At 43.3% G+C, this 25,366-nt stretch carries 24 protein-coding genes and 2 pseudogenes; 8 read left to right on the top strand and 18 right to left on the bottom strand.

Annotated elements, in window-relative coordinates:
- Window positions 1–13: 13 nt before the first annotated feature.
- Both JJQ94_RS18850 and JJQ94_RS18845 read right to left on the bottom strand, forming a co-directional pair.
- On the bottom strand, window positions 14–1,558 hold the full coding sequence (locus JJQ94_RS18850) for a basic secretory protein-like protein (RefSeq protein ID WP_099031810.1): 1,545 nt from the start codon (window positions 1,556–1,558) through the stop codon (window positions 14–16).
- Between the two features lie 248 nt (window positions 1,559–1,806).
- Window positions 1,807–2,814 (bottom strand): alpha/beta fold hydrolase, encoded by a 1,008-nt coding sequence (locus JJQ94_RS18845; protein ID WP_099031809.1) that lies wholly within the window; start codon window positions 2,812–2,814, stop codon window positions 1,807–1,809.
- A gap of 212 nt (window positions 2,815–3,026) precedes the next feature.
- Here JJQ94_RS18845 and JJQ94_RS18840 point away from each other — a divergent pair, with 212 nt between their 5' ends.
- Window positions 3,027–3,209 carry an alternative ribosome-rescue factor A gene (locus JJQ94_RS18840; RefSeq protein WP_010606219.1) on the top strand — a complete coding sequence of 61 codons (183 nt, stop codon included), beginning with the start codon at window positions 3,027–3,029 and terminating at the stop codon, window positions 3,207–3,209.
- Between the two features lie 3 nt (window positions 3,210–3,212).
- Here the strand turns inward: JJQ94_RS18840 and JJQ94_RS18835 are convergent, their stop codons facing one another.
- Window positions 3,213–4,787 (bottom strand): sensor domain-containing diguanylate cyclase, encoded by a 1,575-nt coding sequence (locus tag JJQ94_RS18835; RefSeq protein WP_099031808.1) that lies wholly within the window; start codon window positions 4,785–4,787, stop codon window positions 3,213–3,215.
- Window positions 4,788–4,874: 87 nt separating this feature from the next.
- Window positions 4,875–5,282, bottom strand: a complete 408-nt coding sequence (locus JJQ94_RS18830; RefSeq protein WP_099031807.1) for an MAPEG family protein — start codon at window positions 5,280–5,282, stop codon at window positions 4,875–4,877.
- A 94-nt stretch (window positions 5,283–5,376) separates the two neighbouring features.
- Here JJQ94_RS18830 and JJQ94_RS18825 point away from each other — a divergent pair, with 94 nt between their 5' ends.
- The gene (locus tag JJQ94_RS18825; RefSeq protein WP_099031806.1) at window positions 5,377–6,336 is read left to right on the top strand and encodes a GlxA family transcriptional regulator; all 960 of its coding nucleotides are present in this window, start codon (window positions 5,377–5,379) and stop codon (window positions 6,334–6,336) included.
- Between the two features lie 177 nt (window positions 6,337–6,513).
- On the opposite strand, the gene JJQ94_RS18820 is transcribed toward JJQ94_RS18825, so the two are convergent.
- From JJQ94_RS18820 to JJQ94_RS18800, 6 genes and pseudogenes are all read right to left on the bottom strand, one after another.
- On the bottom strand, window positions 6,514–7,071 hold the full coding sequence (locus JJQ94_RS18820; RefSeq protein WP_236596518.1) for a T6SS immunity protein Tdi1 domain-containing protein: 558 nt from the start codon (window positions 7,069–7,071) through the stop codon (window positions 6,514–6,516).
- Between the two features lie 199 nt (window positions 7,072–7,270).
- Window positions 7,271–7,744: an SMI1/KNR4 family protein gene (locus JJQ94_RS18815; RefSeq protein ID WP_099031805.1), complete on the bottom strand. Its 474-nt coding sequence runs from the start codon at window positions 7,742–7,744 to the stop codon at window positions 7,271–7,273.
- A 2-nt stretch (window positions 7,745–7,746) separates the two neighbouring features.
- Window positions 7,747–8,124: an HNH endonuclease gene (locus JJQ94_RS24395; RefSeq protein ID WP_330873193.1), complete on the bottom strand. Its 378-nt coding sequence runs from the start codon at window positions 8,122–8,124 to the stop codon at window positions 7,747–7,749.
- Window positions 8,125–8,270: 146 nt separating this feature from the next.
- Window positions 8,271–8,535, bottom strand: a pseudogene (locus JJQ94_RS24390) (HNH endonuclease); the annotation flags it as partial.
- Between the two features lie 3,211 nt (window positions 8,536–11,746).
- Window positions 11,747–12,031: a hypothetical protein gene (locus tag JJQ94_RS18805; protein ID WP_099031565.1), complete on the bottom strand. Its 285-nt coding sequence runs from the start codon at window positions 12,029–12,031 to the stop codon at window positions 11,747–11,749.
- A 23-nt stretch (window positions 12,032–12,054) separates the two neighbouring features.
- Window positions 12,055–12,273: a hypothetical protein gene (locus JJQ94_RS18800; RefSeq protein WP_099031566.1), complete on the bottom strand. Its 219-nt coding sequence runs from the start codon at window positions 12,271–12,273 to the stop codon at window positions 12,055–12,057.
- Window positions 12,274–12,406: 133 nt separating this feature from the next.
- Between JJQ94_RS18800 and JJQ94_RS24385 the strand changes: the two are divergent.
- Window positions 12,407–12,526, top strand: a pseudogene (locus JJQ94_RS24385) (transposase); the annotation flags it as partial.
- A gap of 228 nt (window positions 12,527–12,754) precedes the next feature.
- On the opposite strand, the gene JJQ94_RS18795 reads toward JJQ94_RS24385, so the two are convergent.
- The 3 genes from JJQ94_RS18795 to JJQ94_RS18785 form a co-directional block, all read right to left on the bottom strand.
- Window positions 12,755–13,309, bottom strand: a complete 555-nt coding sequence (locus tag JJQ94_RS18795) for a hypothetical protein (RefSeq protein WP_099031567.1) — start codon at window positions 13,307–13,309, stop codon at window positions 12,755–12,757.
- Between the two features lie 117 nt (window positions 13,310–13,426).
- Window positions 13,427–14,161, bottom strand: coding sequence for a helix-turn-helix transcriptional regulator (locus JJQ94_RS18790; RefSeq protein ID WP_099031568.1), 735 nt, complete (start codon window positions 14,159–14,161; stop codon window positions 13,427–13,429).
- Between the two features lie 32 nt (window positions 14,162–14,193).
- Entirely contained in the window at window positions 14,194–14,511 is a 318-nt protein-coding gene (locus tag JJQ94_RS18785; protein WP_099031569.1) for a hypothetical protein, read from the bottom strand.
- A gap of 166 nt (window positions 14,512–14,677) precedes the next feature.
- Between JJQ94_RS18785 and JJQ94_RS18780 the strand changes: the two genes are divergently transcribed.
- Both JJQ94_RS18780 and JJQ94_RS18775 read left to right on the top strand, forming a co-directional pair.
- Window positions 14,678–15,688, top strand: a complete 1,011-nt coding sequence (locus JJQ94_RS18780; RefSeq protein ID WP_099031570.1) for a hypothetical protein — start codon at window positions 14,678–14,680, stop codon at window positions 15,686–15,688.
- Between the two features lie 132 nt (window positions 15,689–15,820).
- Window positions 15,821–16,198 carry an MmcQ/YjbR family DNA-binding protein gene (locus JJQ94_RS18775; protein ID WP_099031571.1) on the top strand — a complete coding sequence of 126 codons (378 nt, stop codon included), beginning with the start codon at window positions 15,821–15,823 and terminating at the stop codon, window positions 16,196–16,198.
- Here the strand turns inward: JJQ94_RS18775 and JJQ94_RS18770 are convergent.
- A complete protein-coding gene (locus JJQ94_RS18770; protein WP_099031572.1) occupies window positions 16,185–17,066 on the bottom strand; it encodes a LysR family transcriptional regulator in 882 nt (293 codons plus the stop codon). The two genes, JJQ94_RS18775 and JJQ94_RS18770, sit on opposite strands and share 14 nt — an antisense overlap.
- Window positions 17,067–17,240: 174 nt before the next feature.
- Here JJQ94_RS18770 and JJQ94_RS18765 point away from each other — a divergent pair, with 174 nt between their 5' ends.
- Complete coding sequence (locus tag JJQ94_RS18765; protein WP_099031573.1) at window positions 17,241–17,624, top strand: rhodanese-like domain-containing protein; 384 nt, start codon at window positions 17,241–17,243, stop codon at window positions 17,622–17,624.
- Between the two features lie 104 nt (window positions 17,625–17,728).
- Window positions 17,729–19,174: a serine hydrolase domain-containing protein gene (locus JJQ94_RS18760; RefSeq protein ID WP_099031574.1), complete on the top strand. Its 1,446-nt coding sequence runs from the start codon at window positions 17,729–17,731 to the stop codon at window positions 19,172–19,174.
- Here the strand turns inward: JJQ94_RS18760 and JJQ94_RS18755 are convergent.
- Both JJQ94_RS18755 and JJQ94_RS18750 read right to left on the bottom strand, forming a co-directional pair.
- Window positions 19,128–21,335: a tetratricopeptide repeat protein gene (locus tag JJQ94_RS18755; protein ID WP_236596517.1), complete on the bottom strand. Its 2,208-nt coding sequence runs from the start codon at window positions 21,333–21,335 to the stop codon at window positions 19,128–19,130. The genes JJQ94_RS18760 and JJQ94_RS18755 overlap by 47 nt on opposite strands.
- 96 nt (window positions 21,336–21,431) lie before the next feature.
- A complete protein-coding gene (locus JJQ94_RS18750) occupies window positions 21,432–22,019 on the bottom strand; it encodes an acyl carrier protein phosphodiesterase (RefSeq protein ID WP_099031576.1) in 588 nt (195 codons plus the stop codon).
- 149 nt (window positions 22,020–22,168) lie between these two features.
- Here JJQ94_RS18750 and JJQ94_RS18745 point away from each other — a divergent pair, with 149 nt between their 5' ends.
- Complete coding sequence (locus JJQ94_RS18745; protein ID WP_099031577.1) at window positions 22,169–22,750, top strand: YqaA family protein; 582 nt, start codon at window positions 22,169–22,171, stop codon at window positions 22,748–22,750.
- Here the strand turns inward: JJQ94_RS18745 and JJQ94_RS18740 are convergent.
- Both JJQ94_RS18740 and JJQ94_RS18735 read right to left on the bottom strand, forming a co-directional pair.
- The gene (locus tag JJQ94_RS18740; RefSeq protein WP_099031578.1) at window positions 22,747–23,805 is read right to left on the bottom strand and encodes a hypothetical protein; all 1,059 of its coding nucleotides are present in this window, start codon (window positions 23,803–23,805) and stop codon (window positions 22,747–22,749) included. The two genes, JJQ94_RS18745 and JJQ94_RS18740, sit on opposite strands and share 4 nt — an antisense overlap.
- A gap of 64 nt (window positions 23,806–23,869) precedes the next feature.
- Window positions 23,870–25,354: a sulfotransferase family protein gene (locus JJQ94_RS18735; protein WP_099031579.1), complete on the bottom strand. Its 1,485-nt coding sequence runs from the start codon at window positions 25,352–25,354 to the stop codon at window positions 23,870–23,872.
- Window positions 25,355–25,366 lie beyond the last annotated feature (12 nt).

The following is a 25,366-nucleotide window of genomic DNA, read 5'->3' as shown; positions in this document are numbered from 1 at the left end:
TACTATTTAAAAATTAATACTCTAGCTGTCCGTCATTTTGGATAAAGGCGACATATTCATTCCATAGATCTTCAACACCCCGGCCCAAGATGTGTTGAAATGCAGCATCAAATGACCAAGTATAATTGCCCATATCTTTCGCTGCTTTATTAAACTTGTAGATAAACTCAGAGTCGTGCTGTTGTTTGACGTAATGTAAGAAAAACCCAGTTGTGGTGTAGCCACTAAGCCAGCGTTTAGCGTTGATGATATCTGGTGAGCGTGACTTATGAAAACCAGCACCGATCCGCACGGCATCAGCTAGACCTTCGGTGTATGCCCAGTTTGCCTTGCCATCACCATAGCTGTCATGAGTCAGCGGCGAGTTATTGTAACCATGGGTGACTTCGTGGAATAAAATGCCGTCGATTTCATCACGGATCACGGCATCGTTGTTATTATTATCGCGATAAATACGCTCTAAGTGCGCGGTGCTAACGACGATAGTCATCTCACCCGAACCGTCTTGCCCCATCTTATAGGCAACGAAATCCTTACCCCAATGATCTTTGGCTCTCAACTCAAACTGCAATTTTCTAAAACGCTGGGATTCACTGGCGTCGCGGTATAGCACTTTTGCTACATCTACGCAGCGCTCGGCCATATGTGCAGCTGGGCTTGGTATGATCCGTTTAAATAATGCCGAGCCTTGTGTTTCAGGGTTTACATCGACAAAGTTTACTTCCGGACGTTGCCACGAGTCGTTTGGTGGTGTGCTATCGCTACTGACGGCTAATTCATAATTGGCGCTTTGGAAACCGTATACAGAAACATAAACCGGCGCATTTGAGCTTATATCACAGCGCTCGTTCGAGCTGGCATCATTGATACTTTGGCAGTCATAACTTGCGGTGGTCGGTTGGCTATTTGCTTTTAGGTATAGATCCGCATCACCGCTGCCAGTCAAGGTTGCTGTGATAGGAGCTGAGCTTGTAAATGGCCCAAAATGCGCCCATTGACCAGGGGTAACGCTACCACTTCGGTTAAATGGCAAGGTTGTATCACCGTTTGCCGGAGCACCGATAAATTCGATTTCTGCAAGCTGTAATAAATTGGCACCTTGCGTTGCGGTAACATTTAAGCGCACAAAGCGGTACGCTTGATTGGTACTGACATCGAACTGTTTAGTTTGATGTCTCGAAGCAAAACTTTGATTATTTTGCGAGTCTATAGTGAACCACACTTGACCGTCTTGAGAGCCTTGAAGCATCCAATTTTTGGGATCTCTTTGTGGCGCATCGTTCGCGGAAGTGAGGGTGTAAGCTGTTAAATTAACCGCTTCGCTAAACGCATAGCTAATCCAACCTGAAGCTGAAAAAGTAAGCCATTTGCTGTAGTGATTATTATCAAATGCGTTGACTTTGCCCTCATAGGGTTGGTTTTCTCCTGAAACGCTGATAGCAGCGGCATTGGCAGTAGTCAGATCGCTGTTTGCGTGCGCCGAGCTTAATCCCAAGCTCACCAAAGCGGTTGTTATGAGAGAGCGTTGGAATCGCGTTTTAACTTTAATGATGTTCATGTTGACCTCTTTTGTATCGTTCCACTTTTTGTGGCTGATATCTGTTGATGTTGTATCCATGGTTATATTTATTCTGGAGTCCAAAATGAATTTGGAACGGTTTAATTTTTGTTGTTTTTATGTACGTTTGTCAAATAGAAATTTACTTTAATTTAACGACAAGGTCAGAATTAGTGTTCTGAACTCAGCTTAAATTATTATGCGAAGGTCAGCACTGTCAGGCTTTACAGGGCATAATGTTAGGGATGTTATTTATTGCGATCTGTTTTTTGTTGGGGTGTGTTTGATTGATTTTTCGGGACATTTCTATTCGCAGTATCTTGGGTGGCGTTTAGTTTGCGCTGTTTCTTTTGCAATCGTTTTCGCTCTGCTTTAGTTACGTGCTTTGCCACCCATTTGGCAATCTTTTGCATGAGCATTGGAGGAAAGTCATGACCCATCCCATTGACCAGCTTTAGTTTGGACTTACGAATATTAGCGGCGGTTTGCTGACCTGCGGCTGCGGGGAAAATTGGGTCGTCGGTACCATGGATCACAAGCGTAGGCGTTTTGATCTTTGCCAGCGTGTGCTTGCGACATTGGCTTGCGACAATCGCCGCAAGCTGACGCTTAAATCCTTGCGGGTTGTGCGCGCGTTCAATACTGTGTTTGGCTTGTTGATGTAGCGTCCCTTCGTCTTGAGGGTAGGCAGGACTGCCGATTAGCTGGTTGAGTTTTATATTGTATTGAATGGCAGATTGGTGGCAGTCTGACTTTGGCCGTGCTTTTGCTAGTTGCAGCATGACTTTTACATTTGCTGCGGTAAACTTGGGATACGCTGAGGTTGACATAATTGAGGTCAAACTTACCACTTTCTTTTTATGCTTAGCAGCAACGATTTGTGCAATCATCCCGCCCATAGAAGCACCAACAAGGTGGGCGCGTTTAATCTTAAGTCCTGCCATCAAAGCGACAACATCTTCGGCCATATCTTCTAAGGTATAGGGAACAGAAGCGCGGATGGGAAGCTTTTTACTCAGCATGGTTTTTATCACACTCGGTGAACCTAGATGATCCAAGTGGCTCGATAATCCCGTGTCGCGATTATCAAAACGGATCACCCGAAAACCTTTATTGACTAGCCCAAAGTACAATTCATCTGGCCAAATTGTCATTTGTGCCCCAAGACCCATTATCAAAATAATAACGGGGGCGTGAGGCGCTCCCTCGTCCTGATAATGTATGCTGATCCCGGTTGCAATCTTGATATCGGTCATTGTCGCGAATGTTTAGCTTGACTTGAAAGGGCTGCATTTAAGTATAGAGCGTGGGTATGAACTTAACTTTAAAATAGCAGTCAAAGAAGACGAAAATTTATTGCTAAAAGCCATTGCGCTTTAAAACATTTAGGTTAATATTCGCGCTTGTTGATGGTCGGAAATTATGCATCAACGCTATCAATTTATATGATTCTTATTTGGAGTAAGTCATGACTAAAAAAAGCAAACTTCAGCATGCTCATCAGCGTGGTGAAATTAAAGACAACGCACTAAAAGCGTTGGTAACCAGCCCGTTGTTTAAGGCGAAAGTTGAAAAGAGCAAAAAAGGCAAAGGTAGTTATCAACGTAGTGTAAAGCACAAAGGCCAAGAGCCTTACCTTAAGGCAGCCTAAGCTTTAAGATAAGGTTTTTTGCTGATACATTTGCTTGTCAGCTTGTGCGATTAAGTCGCTGATATCTGTTATCGGGTGTTGGGAAAATGCTCGCCCGACACTACCTTGAATTGCTACCTCTTGTTTTCCATGACTAAATTGCAAGGTATTGAGTTGTTGTTGCAGCTGGTGTGCTTTTTCTTCTGCAGATTGTGTGTCGTCAAATAAGCAGAGCGCTGCAAACTCATCGCCACCTAGGCGTCCTATAATATCTTGTTTTCTGATACTTGATGACAAAAACGTCGCAACATGGGCAAGCGCCTTATCTCCAGCATCGTGACCAAATTGGTCATTAATCAACTTAAACTTATCTAAGTCAATGTAAAATAATGCCAAAACACCACCACGCTTATTAAATTGCTCGACTAGCACATTGGCTTGTTTGTACCAGCCTCGACGGTTAAAAATGCCGCACAATTGATCATAATTTGCTTCATTTTCAGCTTGTTGCTTTTGCTGTCTGAGCCGTCCTATGCGTTTAGATACCGCAACGGCAAGCAGTAAAGACTCAATGGCAAACGCAAAAATAAGTGCATAGCGCTGCATAAATGGGCTATATCCCACTAACAGCACGCGAAATACCATACCGACTAATACTAGGCTCAGTGCCGCAAAAACCAAACTTGCTTCGCCAATTTTACGCTTGGTTTGAAGAGCTGATAGCACAAAGATAGTGGCGACAATAACGAGGGTTATATAGGCCATAATTTGGCTTAATAAGTAGGACAATTGTGCTTGTTGAGTGGGAATTTTAAGTATGCTCAGGAGCATCACGATACCCGCGGCACTTTTAAGTAACAACACGAGTTTTGGCCACTGTTTGTCAACAAGTAGGATACTCAACATAAACCAGGTTGCCGAAACCACAGTGAGACCAATACTAAGTAAATATGCGTGTTTGAGTAATGGCTTATACTGAGATGAAACAAAAAGATTTAATTGCCCTTCTTGGAACAATACAAATCCACAAAGGCAGAAGATATAAGCGCCGTAAAGCCTAAATATAGGATCATTGAGGCGACTACCCATGATCAATACATAGCAAATTAAGGTAAAGCAAAGGCCATAAAATGCGCCCATGACTAGGCTGGTTTTTTGACTTTCCCAAATAAATTTCGGCACGCTCATCAGCCTAAATCTTGGCGTATGAATTTGCATAGAATCTAAGCTTAAGGTTGCGGTGTACCTACCTTTTGGAATGATAAATGCGGGCTGTGAGAACCTAACGGGCGAAGGTACATTGACTCGCCACTGATGGTGGTTAAGGCCAACGTCTACAAACGAAAAAACGCTGTCTTCATTTAAATCGCAGGCTATCGAGACGGTATTGTTGCCGCGTTCAATTTTGCTATAAGACGTGGTATTGATAGTAAGCAAAATTGAGTTGCCGTGAGCGGTCGTGAGCGAGCAATTGTCATCAAGCGCAAAAATTGAGGGGCAAAACAAAAATACGGCGCCGTAAATAAAAGCGAGTAGGAGCGTAAGCTTCCCACTAAAGTTGCTGTGTATTTTGACGCCATTCAACCTAGACTGCAGCACAACGAAAACCTAAGGTTATTGTTGTAGTTAATGTAACAAACTTGTACGTAACTTAGCCAGTGTAAAATCCCTTTAACCAGAGACTTTTTACATCCTATCGAACAAGAAGCTAAACCAGGCAAAAAACAAGCAAAAGCTACTTAATCCAAATGCTAGGGTTCGTAACCGTAAGTTACTGCCAAGTACGTGCTCGTAGCTGTGCCAATATCTTGCTGCGACAAACACGGTGCTGAGCAAAAACCAAAATTGTCCCGTCATTTGCTCAATATGCAAAAGTATCAGTAGTGCAATAAATAACACCGGCTGCTGAAACTGGCTGTCATAGCTATTACCTAATAATCTTATGCGCTCGGGGAAGGCGTGTTTTTCAACATAGCGAATATCTTGAAGTGCAATATCACCATTTTTGACTGCGCGAATTCTACTCGTTGCGGTCAAAAGGAATAATAGCAGTGTGAGGCTAAGCAAAAATAAAATCGGAATATGGATCCACATAATAAAGCTCCTGAGTTTGAAAGAGGTTTTACTTTAACTAGATTGATTGCTAACTTATCGTGTCAATAATGACTAATTTTGGTTTGATATTGCCATGAAGGTGATTTTGCTATGTCCTGAACATGTGTTTGCGAGTGCATTAACTGGTGTGATTGATATTTTGAACGTGGCAAACAAAGTCGCTGGTAAGACGGTGTTTTGCTGGCAGACGGTTGCGCTTTCAGGTCAAAAGTCGGTGATGAGTAGTCAGGGTTTAGAATTTGTTTGTCATGCTGAATTTAGCGCATTGGCTGATGCTGATGTCGTTATCTGGCTCGGCAGTCACTTTTCGTCAGAGCTTGTGTTGTGGCAACAATGCCAACAAGTCAAAGCACAATTAAACAAGCATGGTATTGAATTTCATCCCGCGACTTATCAACTTGCCGGATGTTGCGGTACCGCACTTTTAGCCACAGCAGGATTGTTGGATAAAAAACAATTTACGTGTAGCTGGTGGCTTACGCCTTTTTTTACACGATATTATCCCGTTTTAAAGCCCAACAGCCAAAAGGTAACAGAGCAAAGCGGTATGGTGTATACCGCGGGCGCGGCTCACAGTTACTTGCACTTGATGCTGCGGTTTATTACCGACGTGCTGGGTTCCGAAGTGGCAAAAACAATCGCCGCGTGGCTGGCGATACCAAACGAGCAAGCGAGTCAAAATGAGTTTGTGCAGCTCAGTGGCTTTTTACAACATAGAGATGCGCAATTGCTCAAGGCACAGCATCATATCAGCGATAATCTCGATGTTTCGCATAGCTTACAGAGCCTTGCGAAACAAGCTTGTATGTCAGAGCGCACGCTAATTCGACGCTTTAAACAGCACACGAGTATGACGCCTTTTGAGTATGTGCGGCTCGCGCGACTCGTTCGCACCAAACAGCTATTGCATAGCACAAATTTGAGTGTGGAGCAGATAGCCAATCAGGTTGGCTATCAAGACAGTCAGGCTTTAGCGAAGCAATACAAAAAGCACTATAACCAATCGCTTAATCGAGTGAGAGGTTCGTCATAGTGGGTGTAAGCGTTTTCTTTGGTTAATCTATGAGCAAAGTGGAATCCCGCCCTGGCTAACTGGTAAGTTAATATTAAAAAGCGTGTCTAATGAATCATCATGCGTAACCGGGGATACGGTCATCTTGATGATTCATTAAGTGATGTGCGCCGTTACTAATCACATTTGCATACAGCGTTATTCGTGCTGCTTAATAGCGCCACGTACCATAGAAGCCATATCAATAATTTCCATATCACCCATGTCGGCAATTAAATTCAAATGGGCAAAAATATCGCACTTTTTAATATTCTTGACTTTTTTCTCGCCACCCATAAATAAAAATGGCGCAAAGCCGTACATTTCATCGGCATTGAGTGGGTCATGTTTTTTTAATGTCGCAGGAAAAAGTGGTTTCCTTTGGTTATCTTTAATATCAAGTCGCTCAGGGTCTTGAAGCGCTATAAAATCTTTTGCAGTTTGGTTAGCCTTACCAGCTTCATTATCTTGCTGGCTCCCTTTTTTTGTTCGCATCCAATTAAAATAGGGACTGATTTCTAGAGAATGTCCGGTTTTCTCCCCGTAGAGTTTTAAACTGCCCCATGCATTACGCGCTATAACATAATAAATATCATCTTGCTCAAACGGGGTATCTTCTAAAAATCGGTCGGGGAATACGTTGCTTGTTAGATCTTCTAAGGTTTTAGCAGTAAAGCTGTTTGAAAGTATTTCAAAAACTATCAGCGCAATATCCATGCTTAAATTTTTAGAGCAGTACGAAAATAAAAGTGAATTTTAAGGCAAGGAGAGTTGCTCCTTGCTTAGCGACACCAGTGTATTTAAAGGACTTTGGTTATGGGGTAATTGGTTAAATAGAGCAACGATATCAACCATAACACGCTTCTCTCCAAAGTCTGTTAAGAAAGCCGTATCCCGCGGCTTTTACTTTGCTAGGTCAAAGTTCGTCTTCATTTTTTTCTAGGATAGCTAAGAACTCATGGAAATTTGAGCTAATATGCCTTATTGCTTTATCTCCATCTTCAAGTTGCGAAGAGATAATAAATATAACTTCAGGCTCAGTTATTTTATGACGAAAGTCAAAAGCGATTAGGTTTGAATCAAAAGTTATAGCAAAAGGTACTATTTTATCCGATAGAAACTCATCTATTTCTTCTCTTTGATCTGAAATACTATAAATTTCGAAATCATCATTTACTAAATTTTGGCAGTGAAGAAAGTGTGCGATTGAACAAAGTCCTTTTCCTACTTCAAAAGATGAATAAACAGGCTTATCTCCAAAGTATAATTCCATGAAGTTCAAAAACTCTATCGGAAATTTAATCTGAAGTTCTAACTCAAGCTCCTTTAGGTAACTTGGATTATAAGTCGGCTTATTTTCTTTCCACAAATATGGTTCACATTTAAACATAATTAATATCCTCCTCCCCAAATAGACATACCACCTGTATGTCTAAAAGTATCATGTGTAGTTCTGTCAATAAGCTGCATTCTGCCAGTGTCTTGATGATGATGCCATGTCAAACCATCTGCAGGATCTTTTGATGGTGGCTTTTTCATTATATGTGCTACTTGCTCATCATTTAAACCTAGAGTCTTGGCTAGACTTGGGTTTTTCTCTAATTGTATAGCAAGATTTTTATTTGCTTCTTTAAAGTGTTCTGTGGCTTTGCCAGAGCCTATATGATGATCCGATATGTGAGTATCAAATTTACTCTCAAATATGGGGAAACCATTCGAATCATATTGTAATTTCTTTCCTTTTCGGTGTAAGTACCCATTTTCATCCAAGTTATTTTTATTTCTAATTGTAATTGCGTCAGAGGGTTGTCCACCAAAAGGGATAACCTTGCCATCAGAAGTGAATTTAGGCTTTCTAGCTAAATCATTTATTTTATTTACACTATCGGGATCTATAATTGTGTTTCTGTTGACAACATTAGACCCCGGCAACTCATTCCCTTTTGGTGGCTCCAATTCATCGGCTTTGGCTTTGGTGGGCTTATCAGTGACGCCTCGAATTGGTGATTGGCCTTGATATTCATCCAGTGCTTTATTAACTCGCTGTCCGATTTCTTGGGCGGCTTGTTGCATATGCTGGTCGATTTTGGGGGTGACCTCGTCTAGGCGTTTTACCGTGGCTTGCATGCCTGCGATGGCGGCGTCTGGAAGTAGTAGGTCGTAGTGCCAGCTGGTAGACATGTCATTGAGTGAATCGCGCAGACTTTTGACGATGTTTTTAACTTCCGTGGCGGATTGTTTTCCTAGGTCTTGCCAGTTGATGTCTCTTAGGTATTTAACTGGGTCGCCTTTGCCGAGCTTGCGCAGTACGGCAAGCGCAGCAGAGAGCGATTCTCCAGTATTTTTTAAGATAACCTTGCCCACGCCTTTGACTGCAGAGCCCACTACTGGCACTAAACCAATGCCGGTGAGGGTAAAGGCAAGCCAAGCGTCGGTGTCGTTGGCTTCATCATCGTCGGTTAGTAACATGACATTGGCGGTGATATCTCGTAAATCCATGACTTGGTCAATAATCGGTATCATGGAAATCAAGGTACCCACCACGATTTGTGACGTGGAGGGGTTTTGATTAAAGTCGCCTTGCAGTGTGCCCCATAACCAATCGCCTGCTTGGGTTGCAATGCCATTGGCTTCTATCAGTGGTGCGGTATTGCCGCTGCGTACCATTTCAGCCGCTCGCGCTGGGGTGATTTGTCCATACAGTGGGTTTTTAGGGCGATTATCTTCAGGCAGGTAATCGCGTTTATCCTCACCATATTGCAGGGTGTATTGACCGGGCGGGGCATTCTCAATTTTTGCTTTACCGCTGTCGTCTAAGTTGCCGGTCAGCTCTGTGCCGTTTGCAAATCGAATGGTATAAGGCGCGCCCATAATTGGGCTGCCATCTTGATAGGTATAAGACAGCTCAATGGTACTGCTCGCCATGGTGGCAATGCCATCGGCAGCCAATGAGAGTCGAGCATTCTCAGAGAGCGCTTGAATTTGCGGTACACTTGGCATAGTGGCGCTTTGTTTGCTGCCAATATCTTGCTCCATGCTACCGTCAAACACGGTCATGGCTTTGCCTTTTAAGGTCAGTAATTTGTCTGCAAAGATGTTGACGTTACCACTTGAGTCAATACTGATTTCACTGCCGCCATTGGCAAGGGTGAGGTTGCCAGAGCCACTGCCTTTAATCGTGATATTGCCTTGGCTTTGAATGATTTGACTTCCTGCTGGGGTGGTGATGGTGAGGTTGTTGTCTGCCTTGAGTGTTATATCACTTTGGATAACACTGCGATGGCTGCGACCCGCCTTAAGGGTGATATTTTGTGTGGCGCTGACGTCAATTTAAGTTTTTCGGGTGTGGTGAAGAGAGGAAAGTAACGCTGGTTGTTAATTCTGGTTTTATCGCCTGAAGCAGCTAAGTCGCTTAAAAGCGCCACAAAAATCTATCAGCACCGTTTTCCTCCCTCATCACACCCGAACATAAATTGTCAATGGGTCATTTCAACGCATGGATGCGTGAAAAGCGGTGACGTTCATATTGGCAATTTACTTGAGGAGTCAGTGTGATGTTGGGAGTGCCTTTTCTTTTGCGCAACGATTCTTTGGGCATCAAAGAAAAGTAAGTTGTAGCCCATGGATGGGCGTCGAAATCTGTCAGGAGGACGGGCTGGCTTCACGATAGATTTCGAGCTATCAGCCGTTAACAAAATAAACCTCCATGGTTCGTATCAAAGCGCATCCATGCGCTCCTCGTTCATTCTTTTGAAACGACGAAAAAGAACGAACCAAGAAAACGTCGCCTGTGGAATTTCCACTTTCTTATTAGCGATAGAGTAGTTTACAAGCTCAAAAAATTGCGGCTCCGATCTCACAGTACAAATAGTTTTGTGGGAGGCGGTTCACCCGCCGAGAAGTTAAGTTTTTCTGGTGTGATATTGACCGTGCGTTCTGGTTTTTCTCTTAAAAGCAGCTAAGTAGCTTGCAAGCACCAAAAAAGCTCTCAGCACAGTTTTTTCCTCCCTCATCACACCCGAAAGTAAATTGCCAATGAGTCATTTCAACGCATGGATGCGTGAAAAGCGGTGACAGGGCCAAGGATGGCCCTTACACCGCGGTGACGTTCACATTGGTGATTTACTTGAGGAGTCAGTGTAATGTTGGGAGTGCCCTTTCTTTTGCGCAACGATTCTTTGGGCATCAAAGAAAAGTAAGTCGTAGCCCATGGATGGGCGTCGAAATCCGTCAGGAGGACATATTAGCCTTACCCTCCATGGCTCGTAACAAAGCGCATCCATGCGCTCCTCGTTCATTCTTTTAAAACGACAAAAAAGAACGAACCAAGAAAACGTCGCCCCAGCATCACACTTAATCCTCAAATCCTAAGCCGATATAGTGCAACCGTCTTGTAAGGCACGTCCCTGTGCCAGACAAGACTTAGCCGACATCCTGTCGGCACATTGCATATCGGTTTATGCTTTTCGGGTGTGATGGAGGGGAGTAAGTCGCCTGTTAGCTGTTCACAATGCCATCAGCAAAATAGCTGGTTGAAAGTATTGCAAAAACTATCAGCGTAGAGTGTTCTTAGTCCACGGTGCAAATAGTTTTGTGGGAGGCGGTTCACCCGCCGAGAAGTTATGCTTTTGTGATGAAATAGAGAGGGTACAGTGTGATGTTGGGAGTGCCTTTTCTTTTGCGCAACGATTCTTTGGGCAAGTAAAGAAAAGGTAGTTGTAGCCCATGGATGGGCGTCGAAATCCGTCAGGAGGACGGGCTGGCTTCACGATAGATTTCGAGCTACCAGCCGTTAGCAAAATAAACCTCCATGTTTAATATCAAAGCGCATCCATGCGCTCCTCGTTCATTCTTTTAAAACGACAAAAAAGAACGAACCAAGAAAACGTCGCCCCAGCATCACACTTAATCCTCAAATCCTAAGCCGATATAGTGCAACCGTCTTGTAAGGCACCTCCCTGTGCCAGACAAGACTTAGCCGACATCCTGTCGGCACATTGCATATCGACTTAGGATTTTCGGGTGTGATGGAGGGGGAAATAAGTTGCTTTTGAGATCGTCTACGACTTCATCAATAAAGCTGTTTGCAAGGGTTACAAAAATTATCAGCGTAGTCTCCTAACTCACAGTCTAAATAGTTTTGTGGGAGGTGGTTCACCCGCCGAGCAGTTATGTTTTTCTGGTGAGGTAGAGAGGGTACAGTGTGATGTTGGGAGTGCCTTTTCTTTTGCGCAACGATTCTTTGGGCATCAAAGAAAAGTATGTCGTAGCACTTGGATGGGCGTTAAAACCTGTCATCAGAACATACAGGTTTTACTTACTACAACTTGTAAACACAAAAGCTAAATTAAACTAAAATCGCCGAGAGTGCGAATCCATCCTAAAGCGTTTGTTATATCTCTGACTTTTCGTACTGTTTCTTAATAGCTCGATACCCCTCAATCAATTTGCCTCCAGGGGTAGATTTAGTCAGTTTTGAAAAGAAATTATCCATTTCAGTTAGCCCCGATTCGCTACGAATCATTAACTGTGCATCTTTAATACCTTTGCGGAAATCTTTCAATTTATCAGCATCAATGGTGTCATCAAAAATGTTACTAGCCTCAACAAAAACCATGCCACAGTGCAACATAATCTCTTCGTTAAGGTAAAAGCTATGCTTATCAGTAAACTCCATTACTTTTAGACCCGCTTTAAAGGCTAATTCTTTTTTTGTTCAGCATTAAAATCTTCCGAGTCAACTAAATTTGAAATGACTGACGCGGCTAAACTGATTTCTTTTGAAAAGCTCTCGTAAACTTCCAAGCGTTTTTCAAAGACCTTTTCTGAGTACTTCTCTATTCTGGCATTTCTGCGGAAATATTCATTTAAAAGAACGCCAAGTAAAACACCGATTAAACCTACAACTATTTTTTCCATATGACTTACTTACTAAAGAGAGGTATAACATTTTAATATCGTATTTAAATCAGATGCCTACCACTAATTTGTGTATTCCAAAGATGCCGTCTAAGCTTTAATTCTGTACTCAAAGGATTGAGGAAACCACGCTATAGTTACTGCCCGTAAAAGACAAACCAGTTGAACCGACACCAAATATTACCACTGTATCTCCCGTTAGGTAAGGCGCGCATTTTTGTGTGGTGAAGATAAATTTACCGGTAAATTATACTAACACCGCTGTGATTGGCTAGAAGAAAAGATCCTGATTTAACATTGCAGTAAGGAACTCTACAGCATAGATTTTAAAATAGTGTCCTTACTGAATGTATAAGTAACCATATTTTGCTCAAAACCGCCTGTCAGTTAAAGTCCATACCAATTTGTCTAAATAGTAAGAGCAGCGATGAGCAAATACAGTTGGAGGAATATTTTCCTCCATTCGGCCAGTTCAACTTGCTTAGTTTGAAGCGAGGCAACGGGCACTCGGGGTTTCACCTGGTTCGATGATATTAATATTGACCTCTTTTAAGTCACCAATTATGGGTTTTAAAGCTTTATCAAAACGATTTGCTGCGGCTTCGATTTTTTCGGCATAGTCGTCAATGGCATCAAAATTAGCGGCGTGACTTTCAATTACTGCCTCAATCTGCTTGGCCTTTTCTTCTTGTTTAGCTAGTAGCGCTTTATTGATCACAAGTCGATCGTCATCTTCTTGTATGGCCTCTTTACTAATGGCTTCCATTTCTTTGCTGAGCAGTGCGAGCTTGTCTTCAGTATCTTTCATCGGTAACTCAGAAGCTGACACATCAAGCTCTGTCGCTTTGAGTGCTTTGTATGCGGCAACCTGTTCGGCGTCCATGGTGTGTTTGATTATTGGGTTACAGTCTTGGTAAGCGACAAGCTGGTAGCTGCCTTGCGTTTGCGGCTCGGTTGGATTTGCATTGGAGTAGCCAACGCAGGCACTCAAAGCCAGTGTTACCGAAATTATGAGTATTGATTTTGTGGTTTTCATAAGCACCTCGAAGGAATAAGTCTGATTTACAAAATTAGTCGCGGTGCAGTTTGAAAAGGTTGGTTTCAGATGCGCAAGTATTAGTAACAAAATATGAATCGGGCAGTGAGCTTAGAATTAGTTGCTACTTTTATCAGGCGCTTGGCATTGGTACTGTGCAATTTCTTCGGCGTATTTAGCTTTAACTAACTCAACATAATGATTGAGGTTTTTATCAGGACTTACGGTAAAGAACAGCTCACTTTTATGTATCGCGGTGATACGGTCCAAGCGAAATTCACGGTAATCACTCCGGAGCTGACAAAATGCGACCAGCGTCCACTTTCCACCCCAATAAACCAAGCCGAGTGGCTCGATAATACGTTGGGTTTGTTGCTTTGCAACGTCTTGATATTCAAGTTGTACACACCGCTTAGCCGCAATGGCGAGCCTAAGTGTAGCGCTAAAGGATTGTTGTTGTGGTCCGTGTTTAAAACTCGAAACCAGATAAGGGGAGTGGTCATGCTGTTGTTTGAGGTGAGCGGGTAGCACGGCCTCTATTTTGGCAATGGCCGCTTTTGCATGCGCGCTTAATTCGGGATCCGTCCACGCTCCAACCATTTTACTACCAAGTAACAATGCGGTGAGTTCATCATAGCTAAACATCATAGGGGGCAGTGGGTAGTCACCAATAATATAGCCGACACCAGCTTCCCCCTCAATTGGCACGCCAGAACTTTGTAAGTCCTGAATATCGCGATAAATCGTACGCTCAGATACCGTAAAGTGATCGGCCAATGATTTAGCGGTAACCGCTAATCGTCGACCCTTGAGCAGATCCACTAACTGAAAGAGACGTTCTGATTTATGCACGAGTTTTCCTTGTTATTCAAATCTCAGATTAATTAACCGCTACATGGCGTTTGAGAGAGTACATTACTGTGACTAATAGTGACACTCTCGCTGTCTATGTATTGCGTTAATCTTTGGCATACTTCGGTTGTTGGGAATTGCACCGAAACCGCTTTAGCATGCTCCATCGATTGCCAATAAATAATATCTAAATACTCGCCAGTCTGACTGTCTTTAGTCAACGAACGATATAGTAAACCAGGTTGCTGTTCAACCCACTCGGTAAATGCTGGGTTTACACCCATAATGTCACTCTCTGTAGCACCAAGAGCCAATTTAAATTTTACAATCTCTACGACATTTTGTTGCATGGTCTTTCTCCTTTTTGAGTTTGAAAAGAGTAAACCACGATGTTGTGTCAGGGAGTGTCAGTAGTGTTTAAATATACAGTGCATTTTATATCTAGCAAAACAAAGGATCTGTATTAGGATTTAGGGTACTGCAATTGGCAGGATTAACCGTGTAAAGGATAAGGAAATGAAATTAAGTACAAGCATACTTGCAACCAGTTTGGTTGCATCCGCTATCTACGCTTCGCATGTTTTTGCAAAGGATACAAATGACAGCGATGTCAAAAGACTACATGTCTTGGCAAAGCAAGTCGCATCACAAAGTATCAGTGGGTCGTACACTTTTGCTATCAACTGTCATACCAACCCCAGCTTACTGAAACGTGCCGTTGAGCAAGTAAGTTGGCCTGTCGATGAAATTACCTTTGCTATTCAAGGACAATGTCAGGGCCCAATTAAGATCACGAGACGTGGTATCACCATTTCCGGGTCTGATAATACTCAAGATGTTATCTCTGCGACGCTAAGCGGCGTGCAGCCGACCATATTAGTGGAGTCTGGCTCGGCTAAGCTCAATAACTTAGGGCTTGTTAGCACCGCTCAGCAAAGTAGCGTAACGGTGACGGCGCAGGGAATGGCAAGATTGGATAATGTCGCGACTCAAGTGCAAGGCACTGAGCCTGAATACCACTATATCGTGACAGATAATAGTAATCTTTACTTAAGTAATCTTAACCAAGCTAAAGTGAAAATAGCAGGGGGCGCTTTTGCTGAATTTGTAGCCGGCAATCAGGCGATGACAGCATATGTGTTTGACACCGCCAATGCTAGAAGTACCCAAGGGAACCAGTTCGACGCAGTACAAGTTGCTGGAAATGGCTACTTTTTAGCAGATGGGCAGTCGCATATAAACCTATTGATGATCTGGAGTAAAGGCGCCGCCGAAATCGACCAGCAAAGTAGTGTTGGTGAACTGATGATGGGCGGCCAAACCTTGTTTGCTGCTTATAGAAACTCGACCTTGTCAGGGCCTTACAGCTTCTTTGGTAACGTGGTTTTTGAGTTGGAGCATTCCTTTGCGACAAATTGGGTAACGCAAGAAAGACCGCACTCGCTGTTTTCTGGTAATAATGCCGTCGTGAATGGCGAACTATTTCCAAGTTGGAGTTGGCAAGGACAGGCACCACAACCTGAGTAACCTGAGCTTCAAAACAATGAGTTAGCGTATTTCTTCTTCAAACCTCAGGTTGAGTAATTTATGCTACTACGCCGCTTGGTATTATGTTTTACTATTAAGCGGCAACGATTAATCTAAAGGCAGAAGAATAAGATGAACCATCAACAAGTACACGACTACTTGCTTGCAAAACCTTATACCAGCGTAAGTAAGCCTTTTGGTGAAGGCGTTGATGTATATAAAGTGAAGGACAAAATGTTCGCGACGTTGGCGCTTGGTAAAATGGGTAAAGAAGATGACGAGCATCCCCATTGGCGCATAAATCTCAAATGCGATCCTGATGAAGCGCAAGCGCTGCGAGACATTTTTAGTGCGGTGTTACCGGGTTATCACATGAATAAAAAGCTGTGGAACACGGTGGTGCTCGATGGTTCCATTCCAACTGGAGAACTTGAGCGGATGATGGATAACTCATTTCGCCTTGTAGTCGAAAAAATGCCGAAAAAGCAGCAGGGGATTATCCTTGCGTAGCATCAATAGATGCACAAACGACTTGGTACACGGCGTTCACTTTAGGCTCTGTGAGCGCTTGATTTACCACAACAAAATGTACGGGGAGCGAAAAGTCTAGCAAACTAGACAAGGCAACCTCTGCTCCTTGATCTGCAATGGCGTTGGCTTCAATAAAGCTCACGCCGAGCCCTGCCTTAACTAAAGCCAAGCGGGAGCGCTCATCCGCAGCATTAATATTTACCGCGTTTACTTCACTTAGCTGTTGATCAAGTTGCTTATCAAAAGGACAGCCTTTTCCCATACGTATCCACGTCATCTGTGCCAATTCGGCTTTATGTGATGGCGTAGGCCAAGATGCAGGATAAGCAGTGGTAACTGCAACTTCTGTGAGCGGTACAGCGCTAAAATGAGCAGGTACTTCGCCATAAATAACCCCACCATCAAGCAGTCCATCGCTGAGTTTGTCGACGATGACACCGCTTGAGAGTAATTCCAGCGAAAAAGAAAGACTTGGAAAGTGCTGGTTGAGGGTTTTTATCAGTGTGCCAAGTTCGCTCGAGGTGCCAATAGGGTGGTTCAAGCCAAGTCTGAACTCGCCAGTGAGCAGTGTTTTGGCTTGCGTTGCGGTGTGCATTAAATCATTTGCACTTGCAAGCGTTAACTTGGCTTTGTCTAGCAATATCTTACCTTGCTCTGTGAGCTGCATCCCTTTGCTAGAACGGTGAAACAACAGGGTATTGAGTTCCTCCTCAAGCGCTTTGATATGGGCACTGATAGCAGGTGGTGTGGTGTACAGTCGTTTCGCTGCTGCCGTTAGATTTTGGGCCTCTGCAACCGCAACAAACGACCTTAAATGGTAAAACTCCATTGCACTAAACTCAATCACGTATTGAATACCACCAGTTTAAATGAGCTTGCTGCGATTGCCTATTCTGAAATGATGAACATCGCCTTCAAAAAATATGAATTCATTAACGCCGATTGAATGCGTAACGTAGTTGACCTCGGTTGAGGTTAAATAATTATCCGCAGCTCAGGTTATTTAAATAGGAGTTAGAAGATGAAAGTAGATGTATCACAGTATTTTGCAATGAAGTTGGCTTGCGAAACGGATTGTGCTGATGTTTATCAGGCGATGTTAACGGGGCAGCAGGATTTTGTGCTATTTGATGTCAGGTCGAACGAAGCCTTTGCCAAAAGTCATGCTCAAGGCGCAGTCAATATGCCAAGCGCAGACATAAGCGAACTGACGATGACTAAGTATGACAAGGTCACGCCAATCGTGGTTTATTGTTGGGGTCCTGGTTGTAATGGCGCGACAAAGGCCGCGTATAAGCTTGCAAAACTGGGCTACCAAGTAAAAGAGATGATAGGTGGTATTCATTACTGGGAGGATTTTGAGCGTTACCCTGTTAATCGCCGAGTGTCTCAGGCACAAAGTTGATTTAGGTGCATTTTTCTTCATCTCATGATTATACTGTTATTCATTCACGGCACATTTATCAATGTGTAAAGTGAGTGAATAACGATAATAACAAGGGAAATATCATGTCGAAACTATTGTACTGCGCCATATTTTGCTCGTCTTTGCTAAGTCAGGCATCCTTCGCCACTGACTCGGCTCAAAATCAAGTTCAACAAGTTGCACAAAACCTTTTTCCTAGAGTGCAATTGGAAGGCCAAAAATATAAACCTGTAGATTTGCAGACGCGTCTTCAAGAAACGCATTTGCCGGGCTTAAGCCTGGCTGTGATCAAAGATGGTAAAGTGGTGTGGGCTGAGGGTTATGGCATTGCAGATAAAAAGCAACATCGTAAAGTGACCACTGAAACTCTGTTTCAGGCAGGGTCAATTAGTAAGCCCGTTGCAGCGCTTGCGGTATTAAAGTTAGCGCAAGATGGTAAAGTCGATTTAGATGCTGACGCTAATCAATATCTCACCTCTTGGAAAGTACCAACAAACGAATTTACCAAAGCCAATCCCGTTACTTTGAGACAGTTAATGACTCACACCTCGGGGCTCACTCAACATGGTTTTCCGGGCTACGTGCGTGGTAGTAAAATTCCAACGGATGTTGAAGTCTTAATGGGTAAAGGCAATACCGACTTAGTGACGGTTGACACTTTGCCAGGTAAAGCTTGGCGCTATTCTGGCGGTGGCTACACCGTAATGGAATTGCTCGTGGCAGACGTGACAAAAATGCCATTTGAAGAGTATGTCCAACAGGCAATTTTAACTCCGCTAGGGATGCACAACAGTACCTATGCGCAACCACTACCGAAAACGTTATGGTCAAAAGCCAGTGCTGCGTTTGACGATAAAGGTGAGCAAGTCGAGGGAGACTGGCATGTTTATCCAGAACAAGCCGCTGCTGGCCTTTGGACCACTCCGGTGGATCTCGCTAAATATATTATGGCCGTACAACAAGCGTATGCCGGCAATACCGTGGGGCCCATCACGCCAGAGCTGGCGAAGCAAATGCTTGAAGTTCATCATGACGTATGGGGTTTGGGACCAGAACTTGAACAGCATGAGCAAGGGCTTGTCTTCACTCATGGTGGTAAAAATAAAGGTTTTAGCAATCGCTTTGAAGCGTATGTAGAAAAAGGTGAGGGTATGGTGTTGATGTCCAATGGCGACTCAGCGAGTACCGTATTTGGTGAGCTTCGCATCGCTATCAGCGAACATTACGGCTGGGATTTTCTACGCAGTAAAAAAATAACAGCGATTACATTACCTGAGGCACGCGCAAAGCAATTGGAAGGTTTGTATGCTTATGAGAAAGATCATCAGTTTAAAATGAAAATCACCCGAGAGGGGACGCGATTTAACGTCTTAGATATGGCCCGCGATAACCTGATGGCATTTGTTGCCACAGAGGAAGACACCCTGATTGAGCTTGAAGGGGGCGCAGATGTCACCATTGAAACGAATGACAAAGGTGAGATCACTGCGGTGATTTGGCGTGGCCTATATCGTTTTGAGCGGATTTAATCGGAAGCTTCACTTCAACGAGTAGCCCGCCAAGCGGGCTATGATTGGCGTTGATAGAACCATGATGCGCCAACACAATATGTTTGCTAATGGCAAGTCCAAGCCCCGAGCCGCCAAGATCCCGGCTTCTGGAGTGTTCACAGCGATAAAGTCGTTCAAAAATTTTATCTAGCTCCGAGGTTGCTACTCCTGGGCTTGAATCTTCCACTGTGATAATGGCATATGAGTCGACTAAGCGTGTATGTATTAGACTGGTTCCCGCTGCATCAGTGTAAAAATGGCTGTTCCGTAAAAGGTTCAGGATGACCTGTTTTAGACGCTGTGGGTCGCCTTCTACCTGCAAGGCTTGCTCACTTAAATTACAGCGTAGAGATTGCTGCTTTTTCGCAAAAACAGGCGTGAGTTCTGCGCAGCAATCCTTAACAATGGTATTTATATCAAGCGGCCTGAGTTCTAACGACATCACATTATTGTCAAACTGAGCGGATTGATAAATGTCTGAGATTAAGGTATCTAGTTGGTTGATTTTACTGTTCACTTTTTTATAGGCGACATCAATATCAGGTTCGATATTAAATTGCATCGCCTCAATTGTCAGTTTTAGTCCAGTTAACGGGCTACGCAACTCGTGAGAAATATCGGCGAGCAACTGGTTTTTCTGTTCCAAAGCTCGCGCGGCCATGTGCTGTTCTAAGGCTTCTAGTTTTTGTTTCTGGCGTTGTCTTAAAAAGTATATGGCAAGCCCTGCGAGCAGCAGCAGAGCAGAGGCGATGGCCAAGCCGCGCTGCAACTTTAGGTTTTCTAAATTTGCTTGTTGCAGCGACTGCTCTTTTTGTAACAGGCTAAGTGCTTGTTCCTTTCTCACAAGTTCTATGTTTAATGCCATTTTGTACGCTTTGTTTTTATCGCTAACCTTCTTTAGTTCAGTTTGTGCGTGTTGATATTGTTTTAATTGAGTAAGTGCGGCTTCAAACTCGCCTGCTTGTTGATAAATTGCGGCCAGCTGTTTGTGAATATCACTTTGAGTTTGAGTGCCAAGCTGAGGTTGCTCTAGCAATAGTTCAAGCTGTTCTTTGGCGTCTTCACTTTTATCTTGAGCCAAATAGACATTAGCAAGTGCCAGCCTAACGGTGCGCTCTGTTCGGTTGGCACCGGATTTTATCGCAAGCGTAAGCGCTTCATTTGCACTATTTAAGGCTTTATTCACATCACCTTGAGCTAGTTGAACATTGACTAAATTACTTAATTGCCAAGCCGTGTCGCTGTCAGCCTCCATTTTTTTTGTTAGGGCAAGGCCGTTTAGAATAAACACCTGAGCTTGTTTATACTCTCCCTGTTGATATAAAACTTGGCCAATCTTACCGTAGCTGTTGGCGATATGACGCGGATTACCTAATAGCTTATCGACCCTGAGTGCCTGTTCAAAATGTGACAGTGCAAGAGGAAATTCTTCTAAATCACGGTAGAGTTCGCCGATGTTGTACAGTGAGTTGGAGATCCCTTGCTGGTTATTGCGTTTGCGCTGAAGCATAAGAGATTGTTCATGGAAGCTGATAGCTTGCTCAATTTGGCCCATGTAATCGTAAACAATGCCAATTTGGTTATAGAAACCTGCGAGTCGCGGAACATCATTAATGCGTTTTGCAATTTGGATGGCCTGCTCAGCATGATTTAGCGCGCTGCGGTAGTTTGCCCGAAAGCGGTTAATATGAGCAAGGCGATCATGAATATCTGCAATTAACCGCTCATCGGCTTGAGAGGTGGTGTTGAGTGCCAGCTCAAGCTTTTCTTCTGCCTCTGTCGCGCGATTTTGACTAAGTAGCAACGTGGCGTGACTCAATAATAATTTACTCTTTGCATCAGGGTCTGCCACCTTATCTAACACCTGATTGAGCTCATCTATCGCCTGATAAGCAGTTTCATAATGGCCAAGCAAAGAATGGGCTTCAATCTTCATTAGGCTGAGTTTAAACCAAGCTGCTGAAAGGTAAGTTGGAGTCGTATTTTTGTTTAGGAGTGTGTCAATTTCTTCAAGCGCAACGGATGGGTTATCGGTTAACAGCTGCTTTAACGTTTCAAGCGTGGGTAATAGTGCACTGGCTTGGGTGGAAAACGGAGTTAAAAGTAAAAATAGCGTAAATAGTGCTTGGACAAAAAGCAACCTAACTCTGTTTAACACTGCAATAAACCCCATTACCAACAAACATATCTGCATTATAGTTGATAACCATGGAGCAAATATAGAGGAGTATTTACTCTAAATTTCAGGTTCTATGAGTTGTTGCATGTGGGCAATTAATTGTGGAAAAAAGACATTAAATCCTGATTCTAGTTGTTGATAGTGCTTTGTAATATCTCTTTCACTGCCAGCAAATTGGTTTTGAAAACGAATACGTTTGGCGATGTTATCGAGCGCATGGCCCACACCAACTACGGATTCATAGGTGGCAAACCAATCATTTTGTGTCATTGCGCTAACGACTCGTTGCATGTGCGCAGGCATGATGTGCAAGTTATCGTGAAGCAAGGAAAAGCTCTGACGTTTAAAGTCGTCAAGCGAGGTGCTGTGATATTGCTGCCAGTGTTTAATCAAAAAGTGGTCATATAACACATCCAGTGCAATGCCTGCAAAACGGCGACGCGCGGGCGAAAAAAGTTGTTTAGCAGATTTTGTAATCGAGTGACTATCGGTAAATTTATCGACTTGCCTATGTGTTTGTAGGCCAAGTCGCACGGGTTTAGGCAGTGCTTGTATATCCACACCTTTTTGAAAGTCGCCGAGTAAGTTGCCAAAGTGTGATGCAGCGGTCGGTTTAGCAAAGTACAAATGCGCCAAATAATTCACAGAAATATCCCCCAATAATTCACCCTAAAACAGAGTACCGCATTTGTCTGCACATACAAATACCAGCATATAAAGAACAGCTTAATTCAGGAAAGAGAAACTTAGCTTAGGCTATGCTGTTTTTATTACTGAAAAATAGGGGAAGTGTGATGGCGTTAACGGCCGAATTGAAGCATAAGACCAAGCGATTAGTAGAATCAAAAAATATGCTCAAAGGGATCACGGTTGCCTCTTTTTTAGAGTCAACCATCGTGCCTATTCCGCTTGAAGCTGTGATGGTGCCGCTTATGCAAGCAAGGCGAGAAAAGCTATGGCTAATTGCGCTAATGGCGACGGTTGGATGTGTGATTGGTGCTTTATTTGGTTATGCGTTGGGTTATTATTTATTTGATGCAGTGGGGGGGTCCGTTATTGAGCTGCTGTCGAGCCAGTCTCAGTTTGAGCAAGTGAAAGCGCAGATGCAAAGTCAGGGATTTTGGTTTGTGTTGACCTTAGGTATTGCGCCAGTACCTTTTCAGATTGCCATGTTAGCAGCAGGCGCCACAAAATTTTCACTATTACAATTTCTAATTGCAACCTGTATTGCCCGTTCACTACGTTATTTTGGCTTGGCGGCGGTCGTTTACTTTGCTGGTGATCAGGCCGAAAAGCTAATTAAAAAACATAAAATAAAAGCCGTTATTCTCACAACGGCCATTGTGCTGCTCGCATGGTGGATAGCTAGTCGCTAGTATTTTCTATACAAAAACTTTGATTCATTTTGTGAGCGTGCAAAAGCGAGTAAATCATCGCTCAGTGTTAGTGGCTCTGACACTAGTATTTGATACTGTTGATAAAAATTATTAGAGGCTCCGGCGTGCTCAAATAAAGTGAGCGCTGCTTCTCCCTTGCGTACATACTCTCTGTAATCTTTGGGTTTATTCAGTAGTTGAATATAGGCAAGATAAAAAGGTTCAAATTCAGCATGTCTTTCAGAACCTGCCTGCTTTAGCATGAGGTCAATGTTGTACAGCAGCTCGCTTTGGTGCTGCATCTCCTCAATTAACTTATTTTGATCTTGGCGGATCATTGAGGCTACTACTCGTTCGTCAAAGTTATTAAGTTGTTCGGCCACTGTTTGATATATCTTTGCAAATTGCGCTTGATGTAAAACACTGAACTGTTGTTGCAAGTGGCGTAAAAAAATAGCTTCCTGTTCCGCAAGTAAACCTCGTTGCCGTTTTGCTTCTACTAATACCGCTTGGTAACTCTGAGATTGTCTTTGAATATTTTGCAGTGTTTCAATCTGCTCAGTAATTGTTTTTATCTTAGTATTTATGGCAAGCAGCTTTTGATTGATCTCGATAGTATTCCACTTGCTAGGAGGGTGGTTAAAAAAAGGGGTGAACGATATTTCATTTTTACTTGTTGTCGTTTGCAATTGGACTAATTCATCAATCAATTCAGTGAGTGGATAATCGATTGATAACGCACGCAGCAATGTATCTGCTTGCAATGAGTTATTAATATCTTTGGATTGTCCAGCTCCTATTTGGGCTGTAACAATGTTACCGTTGTCATAGGCGAGTTGTGCTTCGGATAGCAAAGTGGAGGCATTCAATGTTTCTAGGTATAACGCTTGCCACTTATTATTATCATATTCATTGAGCGACTTGAGCGCGTTAAGTTGGGCATCTAAATTTCGTTGCTGTTGAGCAAGGGTTAATTCTTGCTCTATTTTGGTAATTTCTGATGGCGTACAGGCCGCTAACGCAGTTAGAAATATAATAGGGAGTAGTTGCTTCATATCGTTATTGTTTTGTATTCCTTTTGCCTAACGTTAGCATCATCACTGCAATGGAGCAATATTCCTATATTGGGTATAAATTTCGATATTTGCCCACACTTGAGTTATTCAATGGCTGTCTGATCTGCATTTTGCTAGCTGTCGCTGAGTAATAACCTTGCTTATAAAAGTGAAGTGCATTGTCTTGCCAATCCAATTCGAGAAATTGACAGACTTCCTTCATCACAGCCTGAGGTATTTCTACCAGCGATTCATAATTCACAAATTTAATTTGAGTCGGATGTTTTTGTGCGGCATCTTGCAAAAACGCATAAGTATCATCATACATAGCTTGAATGTCTTGCATCCGGTATGAGTAGCCATGAAAGGGGCTATTCGTTTGATATAGTTGACGGAAGTTTGCGATACAAGTATCTGTTCTGTCTCGTTTCATCACGACAAATTTCGCGCGTGGAAACGCCTTCGCAAGCAAATCGATAAAGAAAAAATGAAATGGTTGTTTGTCTATAAAACGTTGGTCACCAGCAACGGATTGCGCGGTAAAGCGACGATATTGCTCAATGGCGTTAGCCTCTTCATAGGCGTGGCTGATATGTTGAATATTGCCGTCGTATTCACGAGAAAACCAAAGTGCTTGAGGTAATATACTGGTCTCTCCCAGCGGCTGTAGCGACAATTGCGCTAAGATCTGCTCCATTAGGCTAGTGCCTGAACGTGGCAGCCCAATGACAAATACTGGTGCAAGCGTTTGCTCTGGAGCAAAATCAATAGGCTTGTCTAGAAGTTTGCCAAGTGCTTGAAAGTATTCAGTCATTTGTTTAGATGAATAGGAAATCTCGGTACTTATCGCTTGTTTACTGGCAATAAAGCTTTGCCAGGCCTTGGGATAATTTTCCTGCTTTTCGTATTCGAGTGCCAGTGCATGGTGAAGCCGTTGTAATGTAAGTGGAGCAGTTCGCGTTGTTATCTCAGTTGCTAACTGAGTGATGCGAGTCGATGCTAATTCTACAGGAGCAAGCTCTGAGTATGCTAACTGGCACTTTGCATTACTTGGGTTTGCTTGCACTAAAGAGGCAAGCAGCGTCCGTGCTTGTGCTAATTCACCAGACATCTTTAAATGCATTGCATAATTGAGCGCGATTTCAGGACAGTGCGGTGAGCGTGTATAGGCATGGTTAAAATGCCAACCAGCGTCAGTATATTGGTTTAATCTCAGTAAGATATTTGCGAGGGTATCGTGCTCTGACCCCGACAACTGTGTGTTGCCTAGCAAATGCAGAATATAGCGCTTTGCCACTAATGGTGCTTGGGTAAAAAGCGCAAGTTTGGCAGCACTTAGGGAGTAAAGTGCGCAGGGAAATAAACTTAGGCACTTGTCGTAAATTTTTAGCGCTTTACTGAGGTTACCGAGTGCGATATTCAATTCGGCCAATAAGGCGTACGCGTGGTGATCGTTGGCATTGGTATTGATGCGAGCGACTAATGCGTGATGCGCCGCTTGAAATTGACGCTGTTGAATATAGATTTGGATCTGATTGTATGATGTCATCGCAACGTAAAG

The organism is Pseudoalteromonas sp. GCY, assembly GCF_016695175.1.
Lineage (GTDB): Bacteria > Pseudomonadota > Gammaproteobacteria > Enterobacterales > Alteromonadaceae > Pseudoalteromonas.
This window is presented reverse-complemented; position numbering and strand designations above follow the sequence as displayed.

Bases quoted from the DNA above. Each gene is read 5' to 3' on its own strand.
- JJQ94_RS18800 (WP_099031566.1), bottom strand. From the start codon at position 12,273: ATGGAAAAAATAGTTGTAGGTTTAATCGGTGTTTTACTTGGCGTTCTT.
- JJQ94_RS18745 (WP_099031577.1), top strand. From the start codon at position 22,169: ATGGCGTTAACGGCCGAATTGAAGCATAAGACCAAGCGATTAGTAGAA.
- JJQ94_RS18805 (WP_099031565.1), bottom strand. From the start codon at position 12,031: ATGGAGTTTACTGATAAGCATAGCTTTTACCTTAACGAAGAGATTATG.
- JJQ94_RS18780 (WP_099031570.1), top strand. From the start codon at position 14,678: ATGAAATTAAGTACAAGCATACTTGCAACCAGTTTGGTTGCATCCGCT.
- JJQ94_RS18825 (WP_099031806.1), top strand. From the start codon at position 5,377: ATGAAGGTGATTTTGCTATGTCCTGAACATGTGTTTGCGAGTGCATTA.
- JJQ94_RS18775 (WP_099031571.1), top strand. From the start codon at position 15,821: ATGAACCATCAACAAGTACACGACTACTTGCTTGCAAAACCTTATACC.
- JJQ94_RS18820 (WP_236596518.1), bottom strand. From the start codon at position 7,071: ATGGATATTGCGCTGATAGTTTTTGAAATACTTTCAAACAGCTTTACT.
- JJQ94_RS18845 (WP_099031809.1), bottom strand. From the start codon at position 2,814: ATGACCGATATCAAGATTGCAACCGGGATCAGCATACATTATCAGGAC.
- JJQ94_RS18830 (WP_099031807.1), bottom strand. From the start codon at position 5,282: ATGTGGATCCATATTCCGATTTTATTTTTGCTTAGCCTCACACTGCTA.
- JJQ94_RS18815 (WP_099031805.1), bottom strand. From the start codon at position 7,744: ATGTTTAAATGTGAACCATATTTGTGGAAAGAAAATAAGCCGACTTAT.
- JJQ94_RS18785 (WP_099031569.1), bottom strand. From the start codon at position 14,511: ATGCAACAAAATGTCGTAGAGATTGTAAAATTTAAATTGGCTCTTGGT.
- JJQ94_RS18740 (WP_099031578.1), bottom strand. From the start codon at position 23,805: ATGAAGCAACTACTCCCTATTATATTTCTAACTGCGTTAGCGGCCTGT.
- JJQ94_RS18795 (WP_099031567.1), bottom strand. From the start codon at position 13,309: ATGAAAACCACAAAATCAATACTCATAATTTCGGTAACACTGGCTTTG.
- JJQ94_RS18840 (WP_010606219.1), top strand. From the start codon at position 3,027: ATGACTAAAAAAAGCAAACTTCAGCATGCTCATCAGCGTGGTGAAATT.
- JJQ94_RS18765 (WP_099031573.1), top strand. From the start codon at position 17,241: ATGAAAGTAGATGTATCACAGTATTTTGCAATGAAGTTGGCTTGCGAA.
- JJQ94_RS18850 (WP_099031810.1), bottom strand. From the start codon at position 1,558: ATGAACATCATTAAAGTTAAAACGCGATTCCAACGCTCTCTCATAACA.
- JJQ94_RS18760 (WP_099031574.1), top strand. From the start codon at position 17,729: ATGTCGAAACTATTGTACTGCGCCATATTTTGCTCGTCTTTGCTAAGT.
- JJQ94_RS18735 (WP_099031579.1), bottom strand. From the start codon at position 25,354: ATGACATCATACAATCAGATCCAAATCTATATTCAACAGCGTCAATTT.